A 20,635-nucleotide genomic window follows, 5' to 3' on the forward strand; every position below is an offset into this window, starting at 1 on the left:
TATGTATCAAGTAGATATCAACTGTGATTTGGGAGAAAGCTTTGGCCAATATACAATCGGTTCAGATGAACAAATTTTAGAATATGTCACCTCAGCCAACATTGCTTGCGGTTTTCATGCAGGAGATCCAACGGTGATGAGAAAAACCGTCAGAATGGCATTGGATAAAGGGGTGCAAATTGGTGCTCATCCGGGTCTGCAAGATTTAGTCGGCTTTGGCAGACGTCCAATGGCGATTTCAGCAGAGGAAGCCTATGATCTCGTCGTCTATCAAATTGGCGCTCTATCAGCCTTTCTTCAGGCAGAAGGCGGCACGATGCAGCATGTCAAGCCACACGGCGCCCTGTACAACATGGCGGCTAAAAATACTGAATTATCTGAATCAATTGCGAAGGCTGTGTATCATGTCGATCCAAGTCTTGTATTATACGGGCTTTCAGGCAGTGAACTTGCGTTAGCAGGTGAGAGAATGGGTCTTCAAGTGGCGCATGAAGTGTTTTCTGATCGGACCTATCAAAAAGACGGGACGCTGACATCGCGCCGTGAACCGCATGCACTCATTGAAGACGATGAACTGGCAGTCAAGCAGGTTGTTCGTATGGTGAGGGAAGGGAAGGTTCATACCGTTCAAGGGGAAGATATTTCGCTTAAAGCAGATACGGTCTGTATACACGGAGACGGCATCCATGCGCTCCAATTTGCCAAAACCATTACATCGAAGCTTAGAGAAGCAAGCATTCATCTCAAGGCCTTTCAATAAAAGTTGTCATCAAAGGGGGAAACAGCATGAAAAAACAGGAAGTGAAGCACAAGAAAGCATCAAAGGGGAATCGGTCTATGCTGATGGGCGCAGCCTTTTTAATGGCGACGTCCGCCATCGGACCGGGATTTTTAACACAAACGACTGTCTTCACGCAGCAGCTTGCGGCTAGCTTTGGGTTTGTCATTTTCATCTCTATTTTGTTAGATATTTTTGCGCAAACCAATGTATGGCGCATTATCGCCGTGTCAGAGAAACGAGGGCAGGAGATTGCAAATATGGTTCTGCCGGGTCTCGGATATGTACTGGCTGTTTTGATTGTCATTGGGGGACTTGCCTTTAACATAGGAAATATCGCTGGTGCTGGCCTCGGTTTTCAGGTGATCACAGGAATTGATCCGCGAATTGGAGCAGCCATCAGTGCTGCCATTGCCATTCTGATCTTTGTGATCAAAGAGGCTGGTAAAGCGATGGACCGTTTCACACAGATAGCGGGCTTTGTCATGATCGGCCTGATGCTTTATGTGGCGATTTCAACAGCACCGCCAGTTGGGGAAGCGGCACTCAGAACCTTTGTCCCAGAAGAAATTGATATTCTATCGATTGTGACACTTGTCGGGGGGACAGTTGGCGGCTATATCGTTTTTGCTGGTGGACATCGTCTGTTAGATGCTGGAATTAAAGGGAAGGATGCACTTCCTCAAGTGACAAAAAGCTCTGTTTTCGGCATCCTGATTACATCTGTGATGCGTGTCGCTTTATTTTTAGCCGTGCTAGGAGTGGTTTCAAAGGGCTTACAGATTGACCCAGCGAATCCGCCTGCTTCTGTATTCCAGTTAGCGTCTGGAAATGTTGGCTATAAAATGTTCGGGATCATTATGTGGGCAGCGGCGATTACGTCCGTCATTGGAGCAGCATATACATCCGTTTCCTTCTTTAAAACCTTCTCACCAAAAATTGAGCAAAATCAACGTGGCATTATCATCGGCTTTATTGCCCTCTCGACCATTTGTTTTATTACGATCGGAAGACCTGTGAACATATTGATATTAGTTGGGGCGATCAATGCATTGATCTTACCGCTCGCACTTGGCACCTTGCTGGTAGCGGCTTATAAGAAAGACAATGTCGGGGATTATCGACATCCATTCTTTTTGACAGTATCAGGCGCATTTGTCGTTGTCATCATGGCAATGATGGGCGGATATACCATCATCAATGAAATTCCTAAACTATGGAGCTGAATCGAATGAATATCTATCAAACATATGAGCCTTCACAGATTAGAGAGTTGATTCGTAAAAAAGAAATCACAGGACCAACGGCAGGCCTGGCAAAGGGATATGCTCAAGCCAATTTAATGATCGTCAAAAAGGAACTTGCTTTTGATTTTCTGTTGTTTTGTCAGCGCAATCCGGCTGCATGCCCCTTGCTGGATGTACTGGAGCCAGGTGATCCAGTGCCGAGAAGGTCAGCACCCCAAGCGGATATTCGTACGGACTTTCCTAAATACCGTATTTACAGAAAAGGGATTCTTCAAGAAGAGGTGTCAGATATCTCTACTTATTGGGAAGATGATATGGTTGCCTTTCTCATCGGCTGCAGTTTTACGTTTGAGCATGCGCTCATGCTGAATGATATCCCTGTTCGCCATATTGAAAACGGTCATAACGTTCCGATGTATCAAACGAATATCGCTTGTGAAAGGGCGGGGGTATTTCATGGCCCAATGGTCGTCAGCATGAGACCCATTCCGGCGCATCAGATCACAAGAAGTGTACAAGTGACGTCTAGATTCCCATCAGTTCACGGCGGTCCCATCCATATAGGTGACCCAGCGATGATTGGAATTGCTCATGTGGATCAGCCGGACTTTGGAGAACCATCCGTCATCAAAGAAGGGGAGGTCCCGGTGTTTTGGGCATGTGGTGTGACGCCGCAAGCCGTTGTCATGCATACAAAACCAGAGATTGCGATTACCCATGCACCTGGGCATATGTTCATCACAGATCAACGAGATCAACAGCTCGGTGTGCTTTAGAAAGAGAGGGGTCCTCAAGTGGCATTTTCAACGATAAAAGGTTCTTTCACCTTCCACCCGCTAGGAGATGCAGCGATCGTGATTCAAGCAGGAACAGACATATGTGAAGAAATTCATGAACGTGTTGTGCAGTTGTTTTCATGTATTGAACAGCATCCATTTGACGGATATGTGGAAGCTGTTCAAGCCTTTACAAACGTGACTGTTTTTTACGAGCCGTATACCGTTTATCAATCGGCGCATCTTCAGCAACTAGACTTATCCCCTTATGAATGGGTGAAAAGCTATATTGAAACACTCCTTGAAGAGAAATGGCAGGAGGGGGATCAGATTCAGCGCCGCACCATCGACATACCGGTCTGCTATGGGGGAGAGCTTGGCCCTGATTTAGAAGAAGTCGCCCGGATCAATCGTTTAACACCAGAGGAAGTCGTGCGTATTCACACTGGCGGAACGTATCTTGTCTATATGATTGGATTTGCACCAGGATTTCCGTTTTTAGGCGGGCTGTCTGAAAGGATCGCAGCCCCGCGAAGGGAAACACCGAGAATGTCCATTCCAAAAGGATCTGTCGGCATTGCGGGAAAGCAGACCGGCGTATACCCGATTTCCACACCTGGCGGCTGGCAGCTCATCGGACAAACCCCGCTGCCACTCTTTCGTCCAGACGAAAAAGTCCCAAGTCTATTAAGAGCAGGCGACGAGGTTAGATTTGTCCAAATGTCTGAAAAGGAATTTTTCAGCATGAAGGAGGCAGAACGTTGAGTATCCATGTCATCAAGCCAGGAATGTTCACAACCATTCAAGATAAAGGACGGAAAGGCTATCAAAAGTATGGCGTCTTAACGAGCGGCGGCATGGACACGCTCTCACTTAGAATTGCCAACATTCTCACAGGCAACGAGGAAAACGAAGCCGTACTGGAAATCACATTAATGGGGCCAGGCCCTGTGCTGACGTGTCAAAAGGATGAGCTTATTGCAGTGACTGGCGCTGATGTGGAGATCGATATTGATGGAGAGCCAGCCCCTTTATGGAAACCACTCTTTGTTCGATCAGGAAGCACGATCACCTTTGGTCCTTGCAAGAGGGGGTGCCGCTCTTACATTGCTGTGGCAGGTGGATTCGATGTGGAGCCGGTCATGGAGAGCAAAAGCACCTATGTGAGAGCAGGAATCGGTGGACTGAACGGACGTCCGCTTGAAAAAGGAGACGTCCTGTCCGTTGGAAAGCCTTCAATCGTAGCGGATCGATTGTCTGATAGACTCAAAAGCAATCTAAAACAGGCGGCGTACAGCGCACCCGATTGGACTGTAAGTCATACGCATTTTTTACCGCTACGGAAATCGCCCGTGATTCGGGTGCTGTCAGGGAGACACCTTTCTTTTTTTCAAGAATCATCTCAAAGCACCTTTTTTGAGCAGCCTTATCAAATCACGCCTCAATCAGATCGTATGGGCTGCCGTTTGAAGGGGGAGCCGGTTCATTTAAAAGAAAAGCTTGAATTGATTTCAGAGGCGGTTGCCTTTGGTTCTATTCAAATTCCTCCTGACGGTCAGCCGATTATTCTGCTGGCAGATCGGCAAACAACAGGCGGATACCCGCGGATTGGAGAAGTTGCGACGGTCGATCTGCCGCTCATTGCTCAAGCGATGCCTGGGGCGAATTTGTATTTTAAGCGAATCGACCATCAGGATGCAGAGCAGGCGCTATTTAAGCAAGAAGCAGAACTGAAGGAGCTGGCTGCCAGAATCAAGCTGGAAGCCTTCGTTTAGAAAAGAGGATGCACATGCAAAACACAAATAAAACCGTCGTGAAATCAATGGAGATTTTGCGGCTGTTTATCACGCGTGACCAATTAACATTGAATGAAATGATCGAGCTTTCCGGCATGCCGAAAACGTCTGTGCACCGTATGGCGAGCTCGTTAACCGATATGGGGTTATTAGGAAAGCAAGATTCAGGCGTTTATCGGTTAGGCCTGATGTTTCTAGAATACGGTCAGCTTGTGGCGGACCGCCTTGATATTCGGAGAATTGCAAGACCATTTATGGAAGGCTTGCGGGATGAAGTGGGAGAAGCTGTACAACTCATCGTTCGTGAAGGAGACGAAGCCATTTACGTGGATAAAATTGAAGGGACGCAGCCTGTTCGTCTCTACACCGCCGTTGGCAGGCGCTCTCCTTTATATGCGGGTGCTTGTGCAAGAAGTATTCTCTCCTTTTTGCCAGAGAACGAGAGACTTGCCTATATCGATTCGATTGAGCTAGGGAAAATCGGAATCGGGACCATTACAGATAAAGAGGTTCTTCGAAACATCCTGGAAGAATCAAATGAGCGGGGCTATACGTTAAGTTATTCGGAGCTTGAAAACTATACAGCTGCGGTTGGAGCTCCTATATTCAATCACCTTGGAGAAGTCACAGCAGGTATTAGCATTGCAGGGTTTGAAGCAGGTTATCAAAAGGAACGTCTTCCATACTTAATTGAACAAGTCAAAAAAGCCGCGAGTGGTATCTCCAGAGAATTAGGCTTTCATCTAGATAAATAAAAAGCCAATGACCGTTAAGATCATTGGCTTTTCTTGTTCAGTTAATTAGAAAGTTTTACCTAAAGCTTTTGCACGTTCGATCGCATCTGCTTTAATTTGCTCTGCTTTCGCAGGTTCAGCATTGTGACCTTCAACGATAAGACCTTCGAAAGAAGGAATTCCGAAGAAGCTCGCAATTGTACCAAGGTAACGGTGGCCTGCTTCAAGTTCAGCAGCAGGACCTTCAGAGTAGTATCCGCCACGTGCTTGGATGTGTAGAGCTTTTTTGTCTGTTAATAATCCAACAGGACCTTGCTCAGTGTATTTGAATGTTTTACCAGCTACAGCAACAGAGTCGATGTATGCTTTAAGAACTGGTGGGAATGAGAAGTTCCAAAGTGGTGAAACAAATACATATTTGTCAGCAGAAACGAATTGATCGCTTAATTCGTTTAGGCGAGCAACTTTCGCTTGCTCTTCAGCTGAAAGTGTATCGAAGCCAGCACCTGATTGCAGCTTACCCCAGCCAGCGAATACATCTGCATCAATGTGAGGGATGTTTTCTTTGTACAAATCGATATGTACAACCTCGTCACTTGGGTTTGCTTCCTTATAAGATTCGATAAATGCTTTAGCAGTAGCCATACTGTAAGAAACTGTTTCATCATGCGGATGTGCAGTGATGTATAAAACTTTTGCCATGTTCATTCAATCCTTTCTGTTTCAGTGATTTTTTTAGCGTATCCCAAAGATACACTGAATATGTGGCATCTTTAATCATATTGGAATGCTATGAAAAAGATGTAACAAGCACAGTTACATAAAAACTGATATTTTTATTGTAATCACAATGTAGTTTGAAGTCAAGGTATAAAGTCTCGAAATCAAGATAAAAAGTTTGTAAATTTTTCTGGAACGCATGAAGGTGCAAATTTCATGATCTTAACCTACTCTTATTGAACAAAAAATCAACCGATCTCGCAAGTGAAGAGTTTGTAAAGACGTCTCATGAAAAAAAGATGAATGTCTCTAAGTCATCTGCTACAAGCATCTGTTCTCCGATTTCGTATATATAAGAGAAGGCAGGAGAGAGTGAGGGATAAGAGTGGGACGATCCTATGTTGCGATTGGAGATTCCTTAACAGTTGGAGTGGGGGCACGTTTATTTGGCGGAGGCTTCGCAGAGCGGTATCAGTGGATGCTTGAAAAAAAGACACATACACCAGTCGAGCTGTCTGTATTTGCAAAGTCAGGGTTAACGACGGATCAGATTTTACAGCTGTTCAAACGATCTGATGTGAGACGTGCTATTGCAGCAGCTGACATCATCACTATCACAGGTTGTGGGAATGACCTTGTTCAAGCGATTCAGCAGTATGAAAAGGGTGAAGATGAAAAGAAACTGCTGCAAGCGACACTGCATTGCCAAGTAAATTTCAACAAAATGATTCAAGAAATCGCTCAGATCAAAAAGGGACAGAAGCAGGCCTATTGCATATATCTCATGAATTTATATAATCCTTTTCCGCAAATACCAATAGCCGGGCGGTGGCTTCAGCAATATAATCATCAGCTTCGCTCGCTTGCTGCAAATCCGCATGTAGAGGTCGTGGATGTGTACCGGGCGTTTGAAGGACATGAACATGAGTACTTATCGATTGATCAATTTCATCCAAATCATAAAGGATATGAAGCAATGGCAAAAACATTGTTTCAACAATCTTGCAAACAGCTGTAATCCATTGGGATTGCAGTTTTTTTCATCCTTTTAAATGAAGGAGTGTTTCGATATGATAAAAGAAACGAAGGTGAAAGAGGTGTTCAGGCATGGAGGAAATCAGTGCATATTTTCAAGAAATGACAGGAACCGCTTATGAAGTGGGAAAGCAGCAGGCTGTCTGGATGAAGAAGAAGCAAGGGCTACAGACACAATACATTCGAACAGAACCGCTTGAAAAAGAGGCTGTGAAAGAAACGAAGCAGCTGATGCGCCCATATCTTCCCCAGTTAGAAGAAGAGATTGCTGGATTTTGTGATGAACTGCAATTGGATGAGCGTTATTTGACCTTTTACTATTCATCTCATCTAAAGCCAGGCTGTTCCCACTGTGTGAGGCAGGGAAATATGGGGGCAGGTCAACAAACGATCATGCTGCGAAACTATGATTTTTCCCCGATATTTGATGATATGCGTCTTGTGACGACACATGTGGAGGGCTTGGCATATCATACAGGCTCGTCGCTGCTCTTGTTTGGCAGATCTGATGGGATGAATGAGCATGGTCTTTCTGTCACATTCTCTGCATGTGGTCCGCCGGTTGGAAATGAACCAGGTTTAAAGCCTCCGGCAGTTGCCGGCTTGCAAGTGTATCATGTGATACGGTCTGTTCTGGAAACCTGTAGAACGGTTGAGGAAGCCATTTTCTCTATTCAGGAAATGCCTGTTGCCTCTAATGTTCACCTTATGCTTGCCGATCGAAAAGGAGAAGCGGCTGTAATTGAAATCATTGATGGCCTGAAAATGGTGAGAAGACCGGAGGCAGGTTATATTGCAGCCACAAACCATCCGCTTGCTGATCAAACGGCAAAAGGAATGACGAAACATCATTCTGTTGTCAGATACGACATGTTACTGGAGGCTTTAGAACAACGACGATCAAGTGATTCTCTTACTAAGCTGTTTCAGACAGAATATCCTGATGGTCTAGCTGTGCACAATTATGAGGAGCTGTTTGGAACAATGCGAACCGTCATCTTTCGCCCGGAAGAAGGAACGATGGATTATTGCTTTGGCTCTCCAGTATACAATCCGACGTATTCTTTAAAAGCTGGGGGTTCACTGCCTTTTCATGAACAGAAGGTTCAATTTCATCAAAAGGATTATGGACCGTCATTTTGGAGAAATGTATGATCAGACGTTGTATTTAATTTTGTCACAGCTGATGTGCCAAAGTCAGATCAACTTAAGATTGCATCGTTTGTTGAAAGCGTATTAAGGTGTGACAATAGACCTATTTTTGCAGAGGGAGGCATTTCATGTACATAACGGCACGAGAACAGAAGATCATCAAATACATCATTCAGCAAAATCGTTATGTCACCATTCGTGAGATAGCCGATTCTGTTCAAGTGAGTACAAGAACGATTCATAGAGAACTAAAATCGATTAAACCCATATTAAAGAATTATGACCTTTCACTAGATAAACAGCCGGGGAAAGGTTTGAAGGCAGTCGGTGAACAGGAGGATAAACAGCGGCTTCTTGCTCATATGTCAAATGAGGATCAAATTGAATATAGCTCTGACGAACGGAAGCTCTTAATCCTATGTGCGCTGCTTGAAGCAAAGGAACCGGTGAAATTATATACACTCGCTGCCGATTTGCAGGTCACAAATGCGACCATCAGCTATGACTTAGATGAACTGACGGAGTGGATCGCGCCTTACGGTTTGCAGCTGATCCGAAAACGCGGGTATGGCATTGAATTAAAAGGACCGGAGGAAGCGAAACGAAAGATTGTCGGCAACCTCATTGTCGACCGGCTCGATATTCAATTATTTTTAGAAACAATTGAAATGAATATCAAGCATCGAACGAAAGCGACGGAAAAGGTGTTTGGCGTTGTCAGCAGAGGGCAGCTGCTTAAGGTAGAAAGACTGCTCTTTCATTTAAAAAATAGACTGTCACTCTCTTTATCTGATAGCGCCTATATTGCGCTTGTCGTTCACTTAACCTATGCCATTGAACGGATTCAGCTTGGCGAAACCATTCGCATGGAAGAGGAAGAGCTGCTTGAACTAAAGCGGACGAAAGAATTTGAATCATCACTGCGAATCGCAAGAGCGCTTGAACGCATGTTTAATGTCGAGATCCCGGAAGCAGAAGTTGGATATATGACCATCCATCTGCGCAGTGCAAACCGCAGCTTTGGGGCAGAATACCGTATTGATGAAATCGAGCTGGATATCGCAATTAGAACGAAGAAGCTCATTGATTTTATTTCAAATAAAACCGGCTACCATTTAAATGAAAATGATTCATTGTATGAGGGACTCGTGTCTCATCTCGAACCTGCCATGAACCGTTTAAAGGAAAAGATGAGAATCTATAATCCACTTACACAACAAATTAAAAAGGACTACTTTTTGCTTTTCATGGCAATTGAAGAAGGAGTCGAGCGTTTCTTTCCAGAGATCGAATTTCCAGAGGATGAAATCGCCTTTATTGTGCTTCACTTTGGCTCAGTGCTTGAAATCAAAAAAGAAGAAACGAACATTCATGCATTGGTCGTGTGCTCAAGCGGCATCGGTTCGTCGAAAATGCTCGCATCTCGTTTAAAAAAAGAATTGCCGGAGATCGCCGAATTTGATCTGTCTTCCTTGATGGAACTAAAAGAAATCGATGCAACAAGCTATGACATGATTGTCTCGACCGTCCCTATCCCATATGAGCATATCGATTACATCATGGTCAGTCCGCTCTTAAACGAGGATGATGCTATGCGTGTGAAGGCTCATATTAAACGAAAGATTCCTTATATGATCGAGAAAAAAAGGATGAAAGAAGCTGCCAAAGAACCGGTACAAGAATACGTTAATATGATGGCGGTTGCAGAGCAGGTGACGAATTACATGTCTGTGATTCGCAGCATCCTGTCCCATTTTACCATCGAAAATAGAAAGGCAATGCCGCAGCATGAGGCAACAATCAGGCGGCTGCTTCGTCAGCTTGAAGATGAAGGGTTTATCACACATGCGGATGAGGTAGCAAGCGGTTTACTAGAACGTGAACAGCAAGGCGGTTTAGGGATTCCTGGTACAGAATTTGCTCTTTTTCATTTAAAGCATGCATTCATCAAGGAACCAATCTTTCATATGTATGATCTTGATCAGGCATACGAGGTGAAAAGCATGGACGGCGGGCAGCAGCAGATGTCACGAATGCTCATGATGCTGGCGCCGCAAGAGCTAGGCAAGGAAGGGTCAGAAATGTTTAGTCTGATCAGTTCATCTATCATTGAAAGTGAGGAAAGCATGACACTTTATGGTCATGGATCAAAGGAAGACATTGAACAGAAATTGCATCAGCTGTTCTATCAATTTGTAAAAGAAGCAAAATGGTAAGAAAAAAGCCGAGAGCTTATTCGATTCTCGGCTTTTTGGCTGTGACACAGACAGCAAGCGTTGGATGAATTTCCTCATACTCAACAGAAAAATGGTCAAACCCTGCAAACTGTAGATCATTCAATATATGTTCACCCATCTCTTTTGTCCGGCTCGCATCAGCACCTTTTTCTCTTGGCTGCATCACAATGACGAGCTTTCCGCCGGGTTTCAACGTGTGATAAAGGTTGAGCAGGCCAGTCTTTGGATCATCCCAAATCGTAAAGTTGTTCACAGACAGTACTTTGTCATACTGCTCTCCCGGCAAACGTGTTTTCTCGATTTTTCCTACATATAGACGGACTTGTTTGTCCTTTGACCGTTTGCTAACGCGGGACTGTGCTTGCTCCTGCATGGTCGAGGAAGCATCTAGCCCATCTATATGAAGATCTTTATAATGCTTAAGCATATGCTTGATGCTGTAGCCGGGCCCATAGCCGATTTCCAAAATGTTTTCACCATCTGTCAGATCTAAGTGCTGGATGGCCCACTGATTCAACGCTTTATTTTCTTTTGCCATAATGAAGCCTGCGATGCTTCCGAGCCAGCCTTTTGGTTTGCTAAAGGTTTTCGAAATGGTTGACAGCATTTGAGAACGCTCCTTTTTATTGATCATGTAACCGATTTTATCCATCTTGAAACATGCCGATTTTCAAAACGCATCTGTGCCGCATAGGGATGTTTGAGTGAAAAAATGAGGTGGTAATGAAAGGATACATCAACAAATCAAGGAGGAGCTTACTCATGGATTTACGTGAATATTTAACAAATGGCATTCCGCGCCAAACGCAGAATCAGCAGCCAGGCAGTGAAAGGGAAATGAACCCTGCGCCGATCTTTGAGGATGAATCATATCAAGGGTCTGGCAAGCTTAAAGGGAAAGTTGCATTGATTACAGGCGGAGATAGTGGAATTGGACGTGCTGTATCTGTTGCCTATGCAAAAGAAGGGGCACACGTCGCCATTGTGTACTTAAATGAACATGAGGATGCAAAGGATACGCAAAAGCGCGTAGAACAGGAAGGCGTCAAATGTTTAACGATTGCAGGAGATGTCGGTGACGAAGCATTTTGCGAGAAAGCGGTAGAAAAAACAGTTGAAGCCTTTGGGCAATTAGATATTTTAGTGAATAATGCGGCTGAACAGCACCCGAAAGAACGGATTCAGGATATTTCTAGTGAACAGCTTCACCAAACCTTTAGAACCAACTTCTATTCTTATTTTTATTTTACGAAGAAAGCACTGGATTACTTAAAACCAGGAAGTTCAATTATTAATACAACTTCCATTAACCCATATCGAGGCAACAAAGTGCTGATTGATTATACGGCGACAAAAGGGGCCATCAACGGCTTTACGCGTTCTATGGCACAGTCGCTTGTGAAAGATGGAATTCGGGTGAACGGTGTAGCGCCAGGTCCAATTTGGACGCCGCTTATTCCATCTACATTTGATGAGGATAGTGTGGAAAGCTTCGGGGCAGAAACCCCAATGGGAAGACCAGGACAGCCTGTAGAGCATGTTGGCTGCTATGTACTGCTTGCTTCTGACGAATCGTCTTATATGACAGGACAAACACTACACGTCAACGGCGGTTCCTTTATGAATACATGATCAATAGCGCACCGCCCACCTGATTGGGCGGTGTCTTTAGTATTTCTTGCGATTCTTCTGCACAGATGAGACAGACCATACGATAATGCCCACAACAACTGCCGCAATGACAAGTGAACTTAAATGGAACATCGTTTCATGATGCATGTTCAACTTCTCCCTTCATTGAGCCTGTTTTCTATAGCATCAGCCAGAAGCTCTCTTTTTATGAAAAACACATTTCTTTGTTTAATGAATGGATTGTCGTGGAAACCTAAGAGTACGGATGAAATTTGAAGGAGTGAAACGATATGTCACAAGAAGAATTAAAACAAAAGGTACTCAACCTATTAGATGAACAAAAGGTTGGAACACTGGCGACTGTTGAACAGGATAAACCGCATACCCGCTACATGACTTTTTTTCATGAGGGACTGACATTATATACACCAACAAGCAAAGAAACACATAAAGCAGATGAAATTGAAAAAAATCCGAACGTCCATATTCTCATTGGTTATTCAGGTGAAGGATTCGGTGATACGTATGCAGAAATCGAAGGCACCGCCACATTAACCGATGATCCAGAACTAATCGACCGCCTTTGGTCTGAGGAAATGGAGAAATGGTTTAAAGGAAAAGATGATCCGAACCTAGTGATTCTGAAGATTGATCCAACCTCCATTCGTTACATGAATGAAGGAAGCCGTACACCAGCAGAATTATCACTTTAACACTTGCGTAAGCTGGGGGAGCGTGTTATAATATGATATTAAGTGTTGAAATAAGCAAATAAATAAAGAAAGTAAACTTTCTTTTTTCTATGACATAATGAGAAGCAATAGAGCTTCTACTAGATAAGAACGAGACGCTGTCAAAGCGAGCAAACTTATTCTTTTCCTTCTGCACCCGCCCCCTATAAAAGCGGAAGAGTGGAAAAAAGACGTTTTGATTTACAATTCACACTGGCACGGCTTCGGAGCCGTAAGGACGAATGAGAGGTAGGGCTTTCGTTGTCTTGTTATCCAGAACTTCCATGGCGTTTACTTTCAAACGTAGGTTCATTCGGAACACATATGACACACTGATATGATCGAATCTTAATTCATACACTCCATAACGGAGATTAAACATTGATTATTTATTTGCATGAAAAGAGTAAAGAAAAGGCTGCCATCTATTTGGCAGCCTTTTTCATTGGGTTAAACAATAGGAACCCGAAACCAATGAGCCAAAGAAAAGGGAAGATACAAACCAATCGCATAGCGTCCGCTCCAAAAGGGTTCGACACTAGCAGCAGGCAGATGAATGCACAGATGATCAGAGTGAATAAGGCGGGCTTCATGATCATTTACTTTGTCCTTTCTTCTGATACCGCCAAATCCGCTCAATAAAAAAGAACATCACTGCAAACAAAATAGAAAACATGAACATGTCCAGCAGTGTCACGCCTCTATTTGGATGCACAAGACCAAACCAAACCAATTGCAGAACAAAAGAAATCACAAAATAAAGAATCGATTGTTTCATCATTTTCCCCTTTTCACTTATTTTTTTGACCTTTAAGCCACATCAGCCAAATGATGAAGGAAGCAATCACACATGAGAGCAAAGTGACAGGTGGCAAGGTGTGCCAGCTAGTCAGCCCCTTTACAAAACACATATAAAAAAAGAAAATGGAAATGGATACAAGCACCCATTGCTTGAACCAACGAGGAACACGCAGCCAAGCCACTAGAATGATCGATGATAGCTTATCCATTGAGATAACATCCTTTTTTCGAATCTGATTGGATTTTATCGCAAACAACCAAGTTTGTAAAATATGGATTTGGAAAGTTGGAATGGTATTCTTCTAGCATGAAACATTCTCGCTGCACTAACGTACAAGATAAAGGAACCTCATGAAAGGAAGCGATCAAGTGAAAAGAATACCAGTGATTTTCCTCAGGTATATTGTCTTCTTTATTCCAGCAATCATTCTTAGTGTCTTGGTGTGGAACCATTACCAAGATGATTTGTCAGCAAGGAAAGCAACGCAATATGACATCAAACAAATATTTACATTTGATGAAGGGAAACGAGTGGTGAGTGCTGTATCAAAAGACCAGCAGCTCCATTTTGGAATGTATGATTCTCAATCAGGAAAAAGAATCAGTGAATGGACCACGGAAAGCGATACGTTTAATGAAATACTGCCATCCATTCAAGGGAACAACCTCTTACTTGCTTTAAAAAATAAAGAGGGGCAGCTGTTGATCGAGAAACTAACGCCGAGCGGGGAAAAGAAAGAGCTCGTTAAGCAAAATCTACAGATACCCTCGTTTTTAAAAACGAATACATATCAATGGAATGGACGGCTTGTGTTTACAGGAGAAATGGAAGGTACCGCTGCGGTCCTTGGTGAGCTAAAGAATGGTCAGTTTCATGTGCACAATCTCAACGAGCTAAAACTGCCAGCAAGACCCGTTTCCATCGATGTCGTCATGAATTCCTTTAGAGGGCAGACGCCTATTCCTATATTTGAATTGACTTTGAAAAATGATCAGAAGGCGTATGTCAGCGGAGTCTCAAACGATAAGAACCAGCTTGGGGTGTATGTCACCAAAAACGCTGAACCGTTTAGCCTCATTGAAGATAAAGTGGAGAAGCAGCTGGAAAAAACGATCGGAACATCCCAAAACTTCGCAGTCGCTGTCGAATCTAACTATCCAAAAAGACCACGGAAAGTGAATGCAGAGGGAAGGCTTGGAGAAGTCGTCCCAACACCAAAACCAATTTATCAAACCTTTATCTACCAGCTTAATGAAGAAGAAGTTCTTCTTGCAGGCTCTACAGCAAAGGACGAAGCAAAAGGCAAGCTGACTGGTTATATTTATAACCATCGCACGAATAAGACAACGTCTGTCACCAAGCTTTTTCATTCGTTTTCATATGAAAATTTACAAAGAGAAGGACTCTCTTTCAATAAAAATGTGAAAAGCGATTGGATCTATTATTCATTCGAAAATCAATTAACGGGTGCATTTGAGACGAAAAGCAAACAGCTAAAGGAATTTCCTTTGCAAAAAGTCATCTCAATCGAAAACGCAAGTCCTGCTCACCAAACGTCTGTTGACACCTTTATGCAATATGTCATGAAAGGCGGACCGCTCATTCTCAACTGGGCGATATGGCTGTTTATTCCACTGATGTTATTTGTGCTAGCCATCTTCCTGCCGCCGATTTTGAGACTGGTGAGAAAGAATAAGATCAAGGACAGTGTCACATTAGAAGCCAATATTGTATCTGTCAAAGAAACGGGTACCTACATCAACGAACAGCCGCTTGTCAAAATGCAGCTGCAATTTCAATATGATGGGGAAAACATCGAGAAGACGGTTAAAACGGTTGTATCCTATACGCAGATACCGCAGCCGGGTCAGCGTATTCCCGTTCTTTACAATCCGAAGAAGAAAAAGGCGATGCTCTTAAAAGAGGGGGACTTCTCAAAGACAAGTGAGCCAAAGTTTATCAAAGGCGCTGTTTTAAAAGATATAGAATCATATGGAACCGTAGGACGAGGCACTGTCTTATCGCTTACATTTGAAGCAGATCAGAAAAGGTATACCATTCCGATGATTCAAGCCGCTGGTTTTGAATTTAGAACAGGAGAGAAAGCCGATCTCGTCGACATCAGCGGTCAGTTGAAAATGGCAGCCTATGGCCATGAAGTGCGAAATCGATCGGGGAAAGACGTAACATTAACAGGAACCATCCAGCGGGTGAAGCAATATCCAGTCACGATTCATGGTCAGAAGCCGATCATGCTGGATGTGACGGTTTCTAGCGGGAATCAGTCCATCACAAAAACGGTCAGTCAATTCATCCCTGATCATATGGAGGTCGCGCCAGGAACTCAAATCACGATGCAGACAAAACAAGAAGAGCTGGATAAAGAAATCAGCCTCATGCAAGAGAAACAAGGAAGTGCAAAAGTGACCCATGTCGCATTTGCTGGTGTCATCGGCAACCAGCCGCTAGCGATCATTCAGATTGAGAGAGATGGCATCATGTATGAAGTGAAACAGCCAATCGATCCAATCACTAGCGTACTGCCGGGTGATGAATTATGGGTGGCATATCACGAAATGACGCGTCAAGCAGCCATTGTGAAATATGCATCGATTTAAAAAATACTTCAGTGTGTAGACAAACCCTCGCATTCGGTGTCAGTCCTGCGTGCTGGTGCTCACGAATGTCAAATTCGCTCCGCAAAAGTAGCCGTCCTTCCTAGGGCTGCAAAGGTTTTCTATCACGCTGAAAAGGAGAAAAAGGGCTAAAACGAATGTCGTTTTAGCCCTTTTTGATTAAGCTTTTGTATCATACTGGCGGAGCACCTTATCATAGGCGAAGTTGCCGAAAGGAATGAAAGCCGCAAAAAAACCAGCGATCGACCATTTCAAATGCCAGCGAACTTTAAAGGTCACATATGCCAAAATAAGCATATAGATGACAAACAATGCGCCATGAAGAGAGCCTACAATGGTGACTGCCATCGGAATATCCGCAAAATATTTCAGAGGCATGGCAATTAAAAGAAGGGTCAAAAGAGACATACCCTCAATAAAACCCGCCTGTCGAAGACGGCTAATACTTGTATGCATATACAAATCCTCCTGTATAAAAGCTAGTTTCTCATCTTCTAATATAAACGAAAGATCGTCGGGACATGCTGAAATCTACGAAAAATTCAAAATATGTTCATGTAATGCTTAAAAAATGGGAAAAAGGAAAAATCACTTAATCCTTGTTTGTTTCAGAGAGTACTTGCTTTAAGTGCATCACATCATGTAACAAATGATTCGTCATCGCTTGAACGGCTTCTGTGGAGCGGCGCTCTTTTATTTCAGAATAAATGGCAGCATGCTCTGTTTGAATCGTCTCAGCGCGCGCCCCGCCGCTAAAATGAAAGATACGGCAAAAATGAATGAGTGCATTCACATGATTCAATTGTTTATATAAGCGGTGATTGTGGCTCGCTAGAATGATTTTTTGATGAAAGCCTTCATGTAGCTGAACGATGTCTTTAGATGGCAGCTGCTGTTTGATTGCTTCGTCTGCCTGCGTGAGGACCTGCTCAATTTCATCCAGCTCTCTTGGCGTGGCCTCTTTGCATGCAAGCTCTACAGCAAGTGTTTCTAGGGCGATCCGAATTTGATAAAGCTCCTCGACATCTTTTTCCGTTAACGTATAAACAGAGTAGCCCGACCGATGGTCAGCGATCAAGAGCTCATCTTTTTCTAAAAGCCTCATCGCCTCTCTCACCGGTGATCGGCTTACACCAAATTGTTTGGCAAGCTGTGTTTCATTGATGCGTTCGCCTGGCTGAAACTGTCCATCAAAAATCATTTGCTTCAGCTGTTCATAAAATTGCATATGGTATGGTACTGGTCTTTCCATCTCGAATGAATTCATCCTGTCCTTCCCTCATTTACACATCATCTTTTGTCTCATGTTATCCAAGTTTTTCCCTCTAGGCAACCCTGCATCGGAAAAGTCAATATCGTACAATGCAAGAGAAAAAGGGTGTGCTACACTAATGATCAGTTCAGTGAAAGAGGGGATCGACATGAAAACACAAGAAGAACGAACGGTACATTTTGATCAGGACTTGCAAATAGAGGCGTATCGCTTTCATGGCATCATGCAAAAGTTCCCGAATCATTTTCATACATACTATGTGATTGGATTTATTGAAGATGGTCAAAGACGTTTGATTTGCCAAAATGAAGAATACATCATTGAAAAGGGAGACATCCTTCTTTTTAATCCATATGACAATCACGCATGCGAGCAGATGGATCACAGGACATTAGATTATCGCTGTTTAAATATAGAAGCAGATGTAATAGAGAAGATATTTCAGTACAAACCACATTTTAAAGACCCTGTGTTTTCACAAAGTGAACTGACAAAGTCATTATATGATCTTCATCAAATGATTACAGAAGAAGCCCCAGCTTTGAATAAACAGGAAACGTTTTATTTCTTTATGAAGCAGCTGATTGAAGCCTACGCTGATACATCAGAGGAAAAAGCATCAGCAGCGCATGCTGCCGAACAGAAAGTCCAAGACGTACAGCAATATATTGAAACACACCTTACGGAAAATATATCGTTAGACGACTTAGGAGAGCTAGTGTCCATGAACAAATACTCTCTTCTGCGAGCTTTTACAAAGTACAGAGGGATCACACCGTATCGTTATTTACAGACAGTGAGAGTGAATTATGCGAAGGAGCTTCTCTCACGAGGAGTGAAGCCTGTAGATGCGGCAGTCTCCGCCGGTTTTTCTGATCAAAGTCATTTGAGTCATTTTTTTTCAGAATTTATTGGGCTCACACCAGGGCAATATCAGTACATTTTTGCAAAGCAGGTAACAGCAGATGAAAAATAACCAGCTTCTTGGTCATCTAGCGGCCATATTCACCATTTTTCTATGGGGATCGACCTTTATCTCAACCAAAATATTGTTAACGGCTTTTTCACCAACAGAAATATTATTTTTCCGGTTTTTTATTGGATATCTCGCTCTGATGTTGATCTATCCGATCACCATGAAGGTGCAACGTAAAAAGAATGAAGCGATGTTTGCGCTCGCAGGGTTATGTGGTGTGGTCTTATACTATTTTTTAGAAAATGTCGCACTCACCTATACGTTCGCTTCGAATGCAGGTGTCATCAGCTCAGTTGTACCATTCTTCTCATTTTTATTGGCTTATTTTTTATTGAAAGATGAGCCTTTGCATCGCCGGTTTTTCATAGGCTTTTTCATCGCGATGACAGGAATTGTACTGATTAGCTTTAATGGAATGACGACGTTCCAATTGAATCCAATCGGTGATGCGCTAGCATTAACGGCGACCATTGTCTGGGCCTTCTATTCTATTTTATCGAAAATCATTAACCAATATGGATACCATATCATTCAAGTGACGAGACGTGTCTTTTTTTACGGCTTGCTCTGGATGCTTCCCCTAATTTGGCATTTTAAGATTCGTATAGACTGGGAGCGATTGACGACGCCGTCGTTTGCCTTTCACTTATTGTTTTTAGGCCTGTTTGCATCTGCCATTTGTTTTCTCACATGGAGCTTTTCAGTGAAAACGCTCGGTGTGGTGAAAGCGAGTGTGTATATTTATGGCGTTCCTATTATTACGATGGTTATTTCAATGATCGTTCTTCATGAGAGATTGACCCTCATGTCAGCACTCGGAACGGCACTGACCTTAGGCGGACTGCTGCTTTCAGATAAAAAAGGTGCGAGGGGGAAGAAGGAGAAACCCTCGTTGCTTTTGCAGGATAAACAGGCGCTTTGATTAAAAAAGCGCCTTTATCCATTGAAAGAACTTGTACTCTCTAGTAAACTCAAATTTAAATGGTCGACGGTCGACCGACAATAAAGGGGGAGAAATGAATGAAGCATGTTTCAATTGCGGCGATACCAGGTGACGGGGTTGGGAAGGAAGTTGTACCTGAAGCGATACGAGTTCTGAAAGCGGTATCAGAAGTACATGGCGGTCTGTCTTTTACCTTTCAGGATTTTCCGTGGAGCTGTGAATATTATTTAGAGCATGGCGAGATGCTGCCAAAGGATGGATTACATCAATTGAAAGCCTTTGACAGCATTTTCTTAGGGGCTGTCGGAGATGCCAATTTAGTGCCGGATCACGTATCACTTTGGGGACTGCTTATTAAGATTAGGCGGGAATTTGAGCAAGTGATAAACGTCAGACCTGCAAAACAGCTGAGCGGCATTCGCTCACCGCTTGCTCAGCCAAAGGATTTCGATCTTCTAGTTGTCAGAGAAAACGGTGAAGGTGAATATAGTGAAATTGGAGGCCGTATTTATCAAGGAGAAGATCAGCTTGCTGTTCAAAATGCAGTGTTCTCAAGAAAAGGGACAGAGCGTGCGATGCGTTTTGCCTTTCAATTAGCAGAAAAAAGGCGAAAGCATGTGACGAGTGCAACGAAATCGAATGGGATCGTTCATACCATGCCTTTTTGGGATGAAGTGTTTCAAGACGTAGCAAAGGATTATCCAGAGGTGACAGCAGACTCACAGCACATTGACGCGCTCTCAGCCTTCTTTGTAACAAGACCAGAAAAATTCGATGTGATTGTTGCCAGTAATTTGTTTGGTGATATTTTGACAGACCTTGGGGCAGCCATTATGGGAAGTATTGGCGTAGCGCCTGCCGCCAACATCAATGTAAATGGCAAATACCCATCCATGTTTGAACCTGTACACGGCTCAGCTCCAGACATTGCTGGAAAAGGAATTGCCAACCCGATTGGTCAAATCTGGACCGCTAAATTGATGCTGGATCATTTCGGAGAGGAAGAACTGGGCACCCATCTACTCGAAACCATCGAATCAGTCACAGCAGATGGCTTTTTAACAGCAGACATCGGCGGCGCCTATCAAACGCAAGAAGTCACGAATGAAATCATCAAACGATTGAAGAAATAATCCGTCATTAGAACCGCATCTCCACGTCTGCTAT

Annotated in this window: 21 protein-coding genes; 15 read left to right on the forward strand and 6 right to left on the reverse strand. The window is 43.4% G+C overall.

Annotated features, from left to right (window positions below; all coding sequences use genetic code 11):
- The first annotated feature begins 1 nt into the window (after position 1).
- The 6 genes from ACQYAC_RS15370 to ACQYAC_RS15395 are packed head-to-tail and all read left to right on the forward strand — an operon-like array spanning position 2 to position 5,352.
- Positions 2-760, forward strand: a complete 759-nt coding sequence (locus ACQYAC_RS15370; RefSeq protein ID WP_058015343.1) for a LamB/YcsF family protein — start codon at positions 2-4, stop codon at positions 758-760.
- A 26-nt stretch (positions 761-786) separates the two neighbouring features.
- Positions 787-2,004 (forward strand): NRAMP family divalent metal transporter, encoded by a 1,218-nt coding sequence (locus ACQYAC_RS15375; protein WP_429943615.1) that lies wholly within the window; start codon positions 787-789, stop codon positions 2,002-2,004.
- Between the two features lie 5 nt (positions 2,005-2,009).
- Positions 2,010-2,801: a putative hydro-lyase gene (locus ACQYAC_RS15380; protein ID WP_429943616.1), complete on the forward strand. Its 792-nt coding sequence runs from the start codon at positions 2,010-2,012 to the stop codon at positions 2,799-2,801.
- An 18-nt stretch (positions 2,802-2,819) separates the two neighbouring features.
- Positions 2,820-3,566: a 5-oxoprolinase subunit PxpB gene (pxpB, locus tag ACQYAC_RS15385; protein ID WP_429943617.1), complete on the forward strand. Its 747-nt coding sequence runs from the start codon at positions 2,820-2,822 to the stop codon at positions 3,564-3,566.
- Positions 3,563-4,576, forward strand: a complete 1,014-nt coding sequence (locus tag ACQYAC_RS15390; RefSeq protein ID WP_058015347.1) for a biotin-dependent carboxyltransferase family protein — start codon at positions 3,563-3,565, stop codon at positions 4,574-4,576. Before pxpB ends, ACQYAC_RS15390 begins: the two co-directional genes overlap by 4 nt.
- A 14-nt stretch (positions 4,577-4,590) precedes the next feature.
- Positions 4,591-5,352, forward strand: coding sequence for an IclR family transcriptional regulator (locus ACQYAC_RS15395; protein WP_429943618.1), 762 nt, complete (start codon positions 4,591-4,593; stop codon positions 5,350-5,352).
- 45 nt (positions 5,353-5,397) lie between these two features.
- Here the strand turns inward: ACQYAC_RS15395 and ACQYAC_RS15400 are convergent, their stop codons facing one another.
- The gene (locus ACQYAC_RS15400) at positions 5,398-6,033 is read right to left on the reverse strand and encodes an FMN-dependent NADH-azoreductase (RefSeq protein WP_034283819.1); all 636 of its coding nucleotides are present in this window, start codon (positions 6,031-6,033) and stop codon (positions 5,398-5,400) included.
- Between the two features lie 403 nt (positions 6,034-6,436).
- On the opposite strand from ACQYAC_RS15400, the gene ACQYAC_RS15405 reads away from it, so the two are divergent.
- The 3 genes from ACQYAC_RS15405 to ACQYAC_RS15415 all read left to right on the forward strand — a co-directional run bounded on the left by ACQYAC_RS15405 (position 6,437) and on the right by ACQYAC_RS15415 (position 10,454).
- A complete protein-coding gene (locus ACQYAC_RS15405; RefSeq protein WP_058015349.1) occupies positions 6,437-7,069 on the forward strand; it encodes a GDSL-type esterase/lipase family protein in 633 nt (210 codons plus the stop codon).
- Between the two features lie 89 nt (positions 7,070-7,158).
- Entirely contained in the window at positions 7,159-8,241 is a 1,083-nt protein-coding gene (locus ACQYAC_RS15410) for a C45 family peptidase (RefSeq protein WP_339164951.1), read from the forward strand.
- A 125-nt stretch (positions 8,242-8,366) separates the two neighbouring features.
- Positions 8,367-10,454 (forward strand): BglG family transcription antiterminator, encoded by a 2,088-nt coding sequence (locus tag ACQYAC_RS15415; RefSeq protein WP_429943619.1) that lies wholly within the window; start codon positions 8,367-8,369, stop codon positions 10,452-10,454.
- Between the two features lie 16 nt (positions 10,455-10,470).
- Here the strand turns inward: ACQYAC_RS15415 and ACQYAC_RS15420 are convergent, their stop codons facing one another.
- Positions 10,471-11,082, reverse strand: coding sequence for a class I SAM-dependent methyltransferase (locus ACQYAC_RS15420; protein ID WP_429943620.1), 612 nt, complete (start codon positions 11,080-11,082; stop codon positions 10,471-10,473).
- 155 nt (positions 11,083-11,237) lie between these two features.
- Between ACQYAC_RS15420 and ACQYAC_RS15425 the strand changes: the two genes are divergently transcribed.
- Positions 11,238-12,107 carry an SDR family oxidoreductase gene (locus ACQYAC_RS15425; RefSeq protein ID WP_058015353.1) on the forward strand — a complete coding sequence of 290 codons (870 nt, stop codon included), beginning with the start codon at positions 11,238-11,240 and terminating at the stop codon, positions 12,105-12,107.
- A 290-nt stretch (positions 12,108-12,397) separates the two neighbouring features.
- Entirely contained in the window at positions 12,398-12,820 is a 423-nt protein-coding gene (locus ACQYAC_RS15430; protein WP_058015354.1) for a pyridoxamine 5'-phosphate oxidase family protein, read from the forward strand.
- A 613-nt stretch (positions 12,821-13,433) separates the two neighbouring features.
- Here ACQYAC_RS15430 and ACQYAC_RS15435 read toward each other — a convergent pair.
- Entirely contained in the window at positions 13,434-13,616 is a 183-nt protein-coding gene (locus tag ACQYAC_RS15435) for a hypothetical protein (protein ID WP_429943621.1), read from the reverse strand.
- A 13-nt stretch (positions 13,617-13,629) separates the two neighbouring features.
- The gene (locus ACQYAC_RS15440) at positions 13,630-13,848 is read right to left on the reverse strand and encodes a hypothetical protein (RefSeq protein ID WP_429943622.1); all 219 of its coding nucleotides are present in this window, start codon (positions 13,846-13,848) and stop codon (positions 13,630-13,632) included.
- Positions 13,849-14,008: 160 nt separating this feature from the next.
- Between ACQYAC_RS15440 and ACQYAC_RS15445 the strand changes: the two genes are divergently transcribed.
- Entirely contained in the window at positions 14,009-16,258 is a 2,250-nt protein-coding gene (locus ACQYAC_RS15445; protein WP_429943623.1) for a hypothetical protein, read from the forward strand.
- A gap of 177 nt (positions 16,259-16,435) precedes the next feature.
- Here the strand turns inward: ACQYAC_RS15445 and ACQYAC_RS15450 are convergent, their stop codons facing one another.
- Both ACQYAC_RS15450 and ACQYAC_RS15455 read right to left on the reverse strand, forming a co-directional pair.
- Positions 16,436-16,732, reverse strand: a complete 297-nt coding sequence (locus ACQYAC_RS15450; RefSeq protein ID WP_008347156.1) for a DUF3817 domain-containing protein — start codon at positions 16,730-16,732, stop codon at positions 16,436-16,438.
- Between the two features lie 136 nt (positions 16,733-16,868).
- Entirely contained in the window at positions 16,869-17,543 is a 675-nt protein-coding gene (locus ACQYAC_RS15455; protein ID WP_429943624.1) for a GntR family transcriptional regulator, read from the reverse strand.
- Positions 17,544-17,697: 154 nt separating this feature from the next.
- Here ACQYAC_RS15455 and ACQYAC_RS15460 point away from each other — a divergent pair, with 154 nt between their 5' ends.
- The 3 genes from ACQYAC_RS15460 to ACQYAC_RS15470 all read left to right on the forward strand — a co-directional run bounded on the left by ACQYAC_RS15460 (position 17,698) and on the right by ACQYAC_RS15470 (position 20,601).
- A complete protein-coding gene (locus tag ACQYAC_RS15460; RefSeq protein WP_429943625.1) occupies positions 17,698-18,525 on the forward strand; it encodes a helix-turn-helix domain-containing protein in 828 nt (275 codons plus the stop codon).
- Complete coding sequence (locus tag ACQYAC_RS15465; RefSeq protein ID WP_429943626.1) at positions 18,515-19,447, forward strand: DMT family transporter; 933 nt, start codon at positions 18,515-18,517, stop codon at positions 19,445-19,447. The genes ACQYAC_RS15460 and ACQYAC_RS15465 overlap by 11 nt, the downstream gene beginning before the upstream one ends.
- 98 nt (positions 19,448-19,545) lie before the next feature.
- A complete protein-coding gene (locus ACQYAC_RS15470) occupies positions 19,546-20,601 on the forward strand; it encodes a tartrate dehydrogenase (protein WP_061406794.1) in 1,056 nt (351 codons plus the stop codon).
- The last annotated feature ends 34 nt before the right edge of the window (positions 20,602-20,635 follow it).

Source organism: Bacillus sp. MM09(2025), assembly GCF_050496725.1.
Taxonomy (GTDB): domain Bacteria; phylum Bacillota; class Bacilli; order Bacillales; family Bacillaceae; genus Bacillus; species Bacillus pumilus.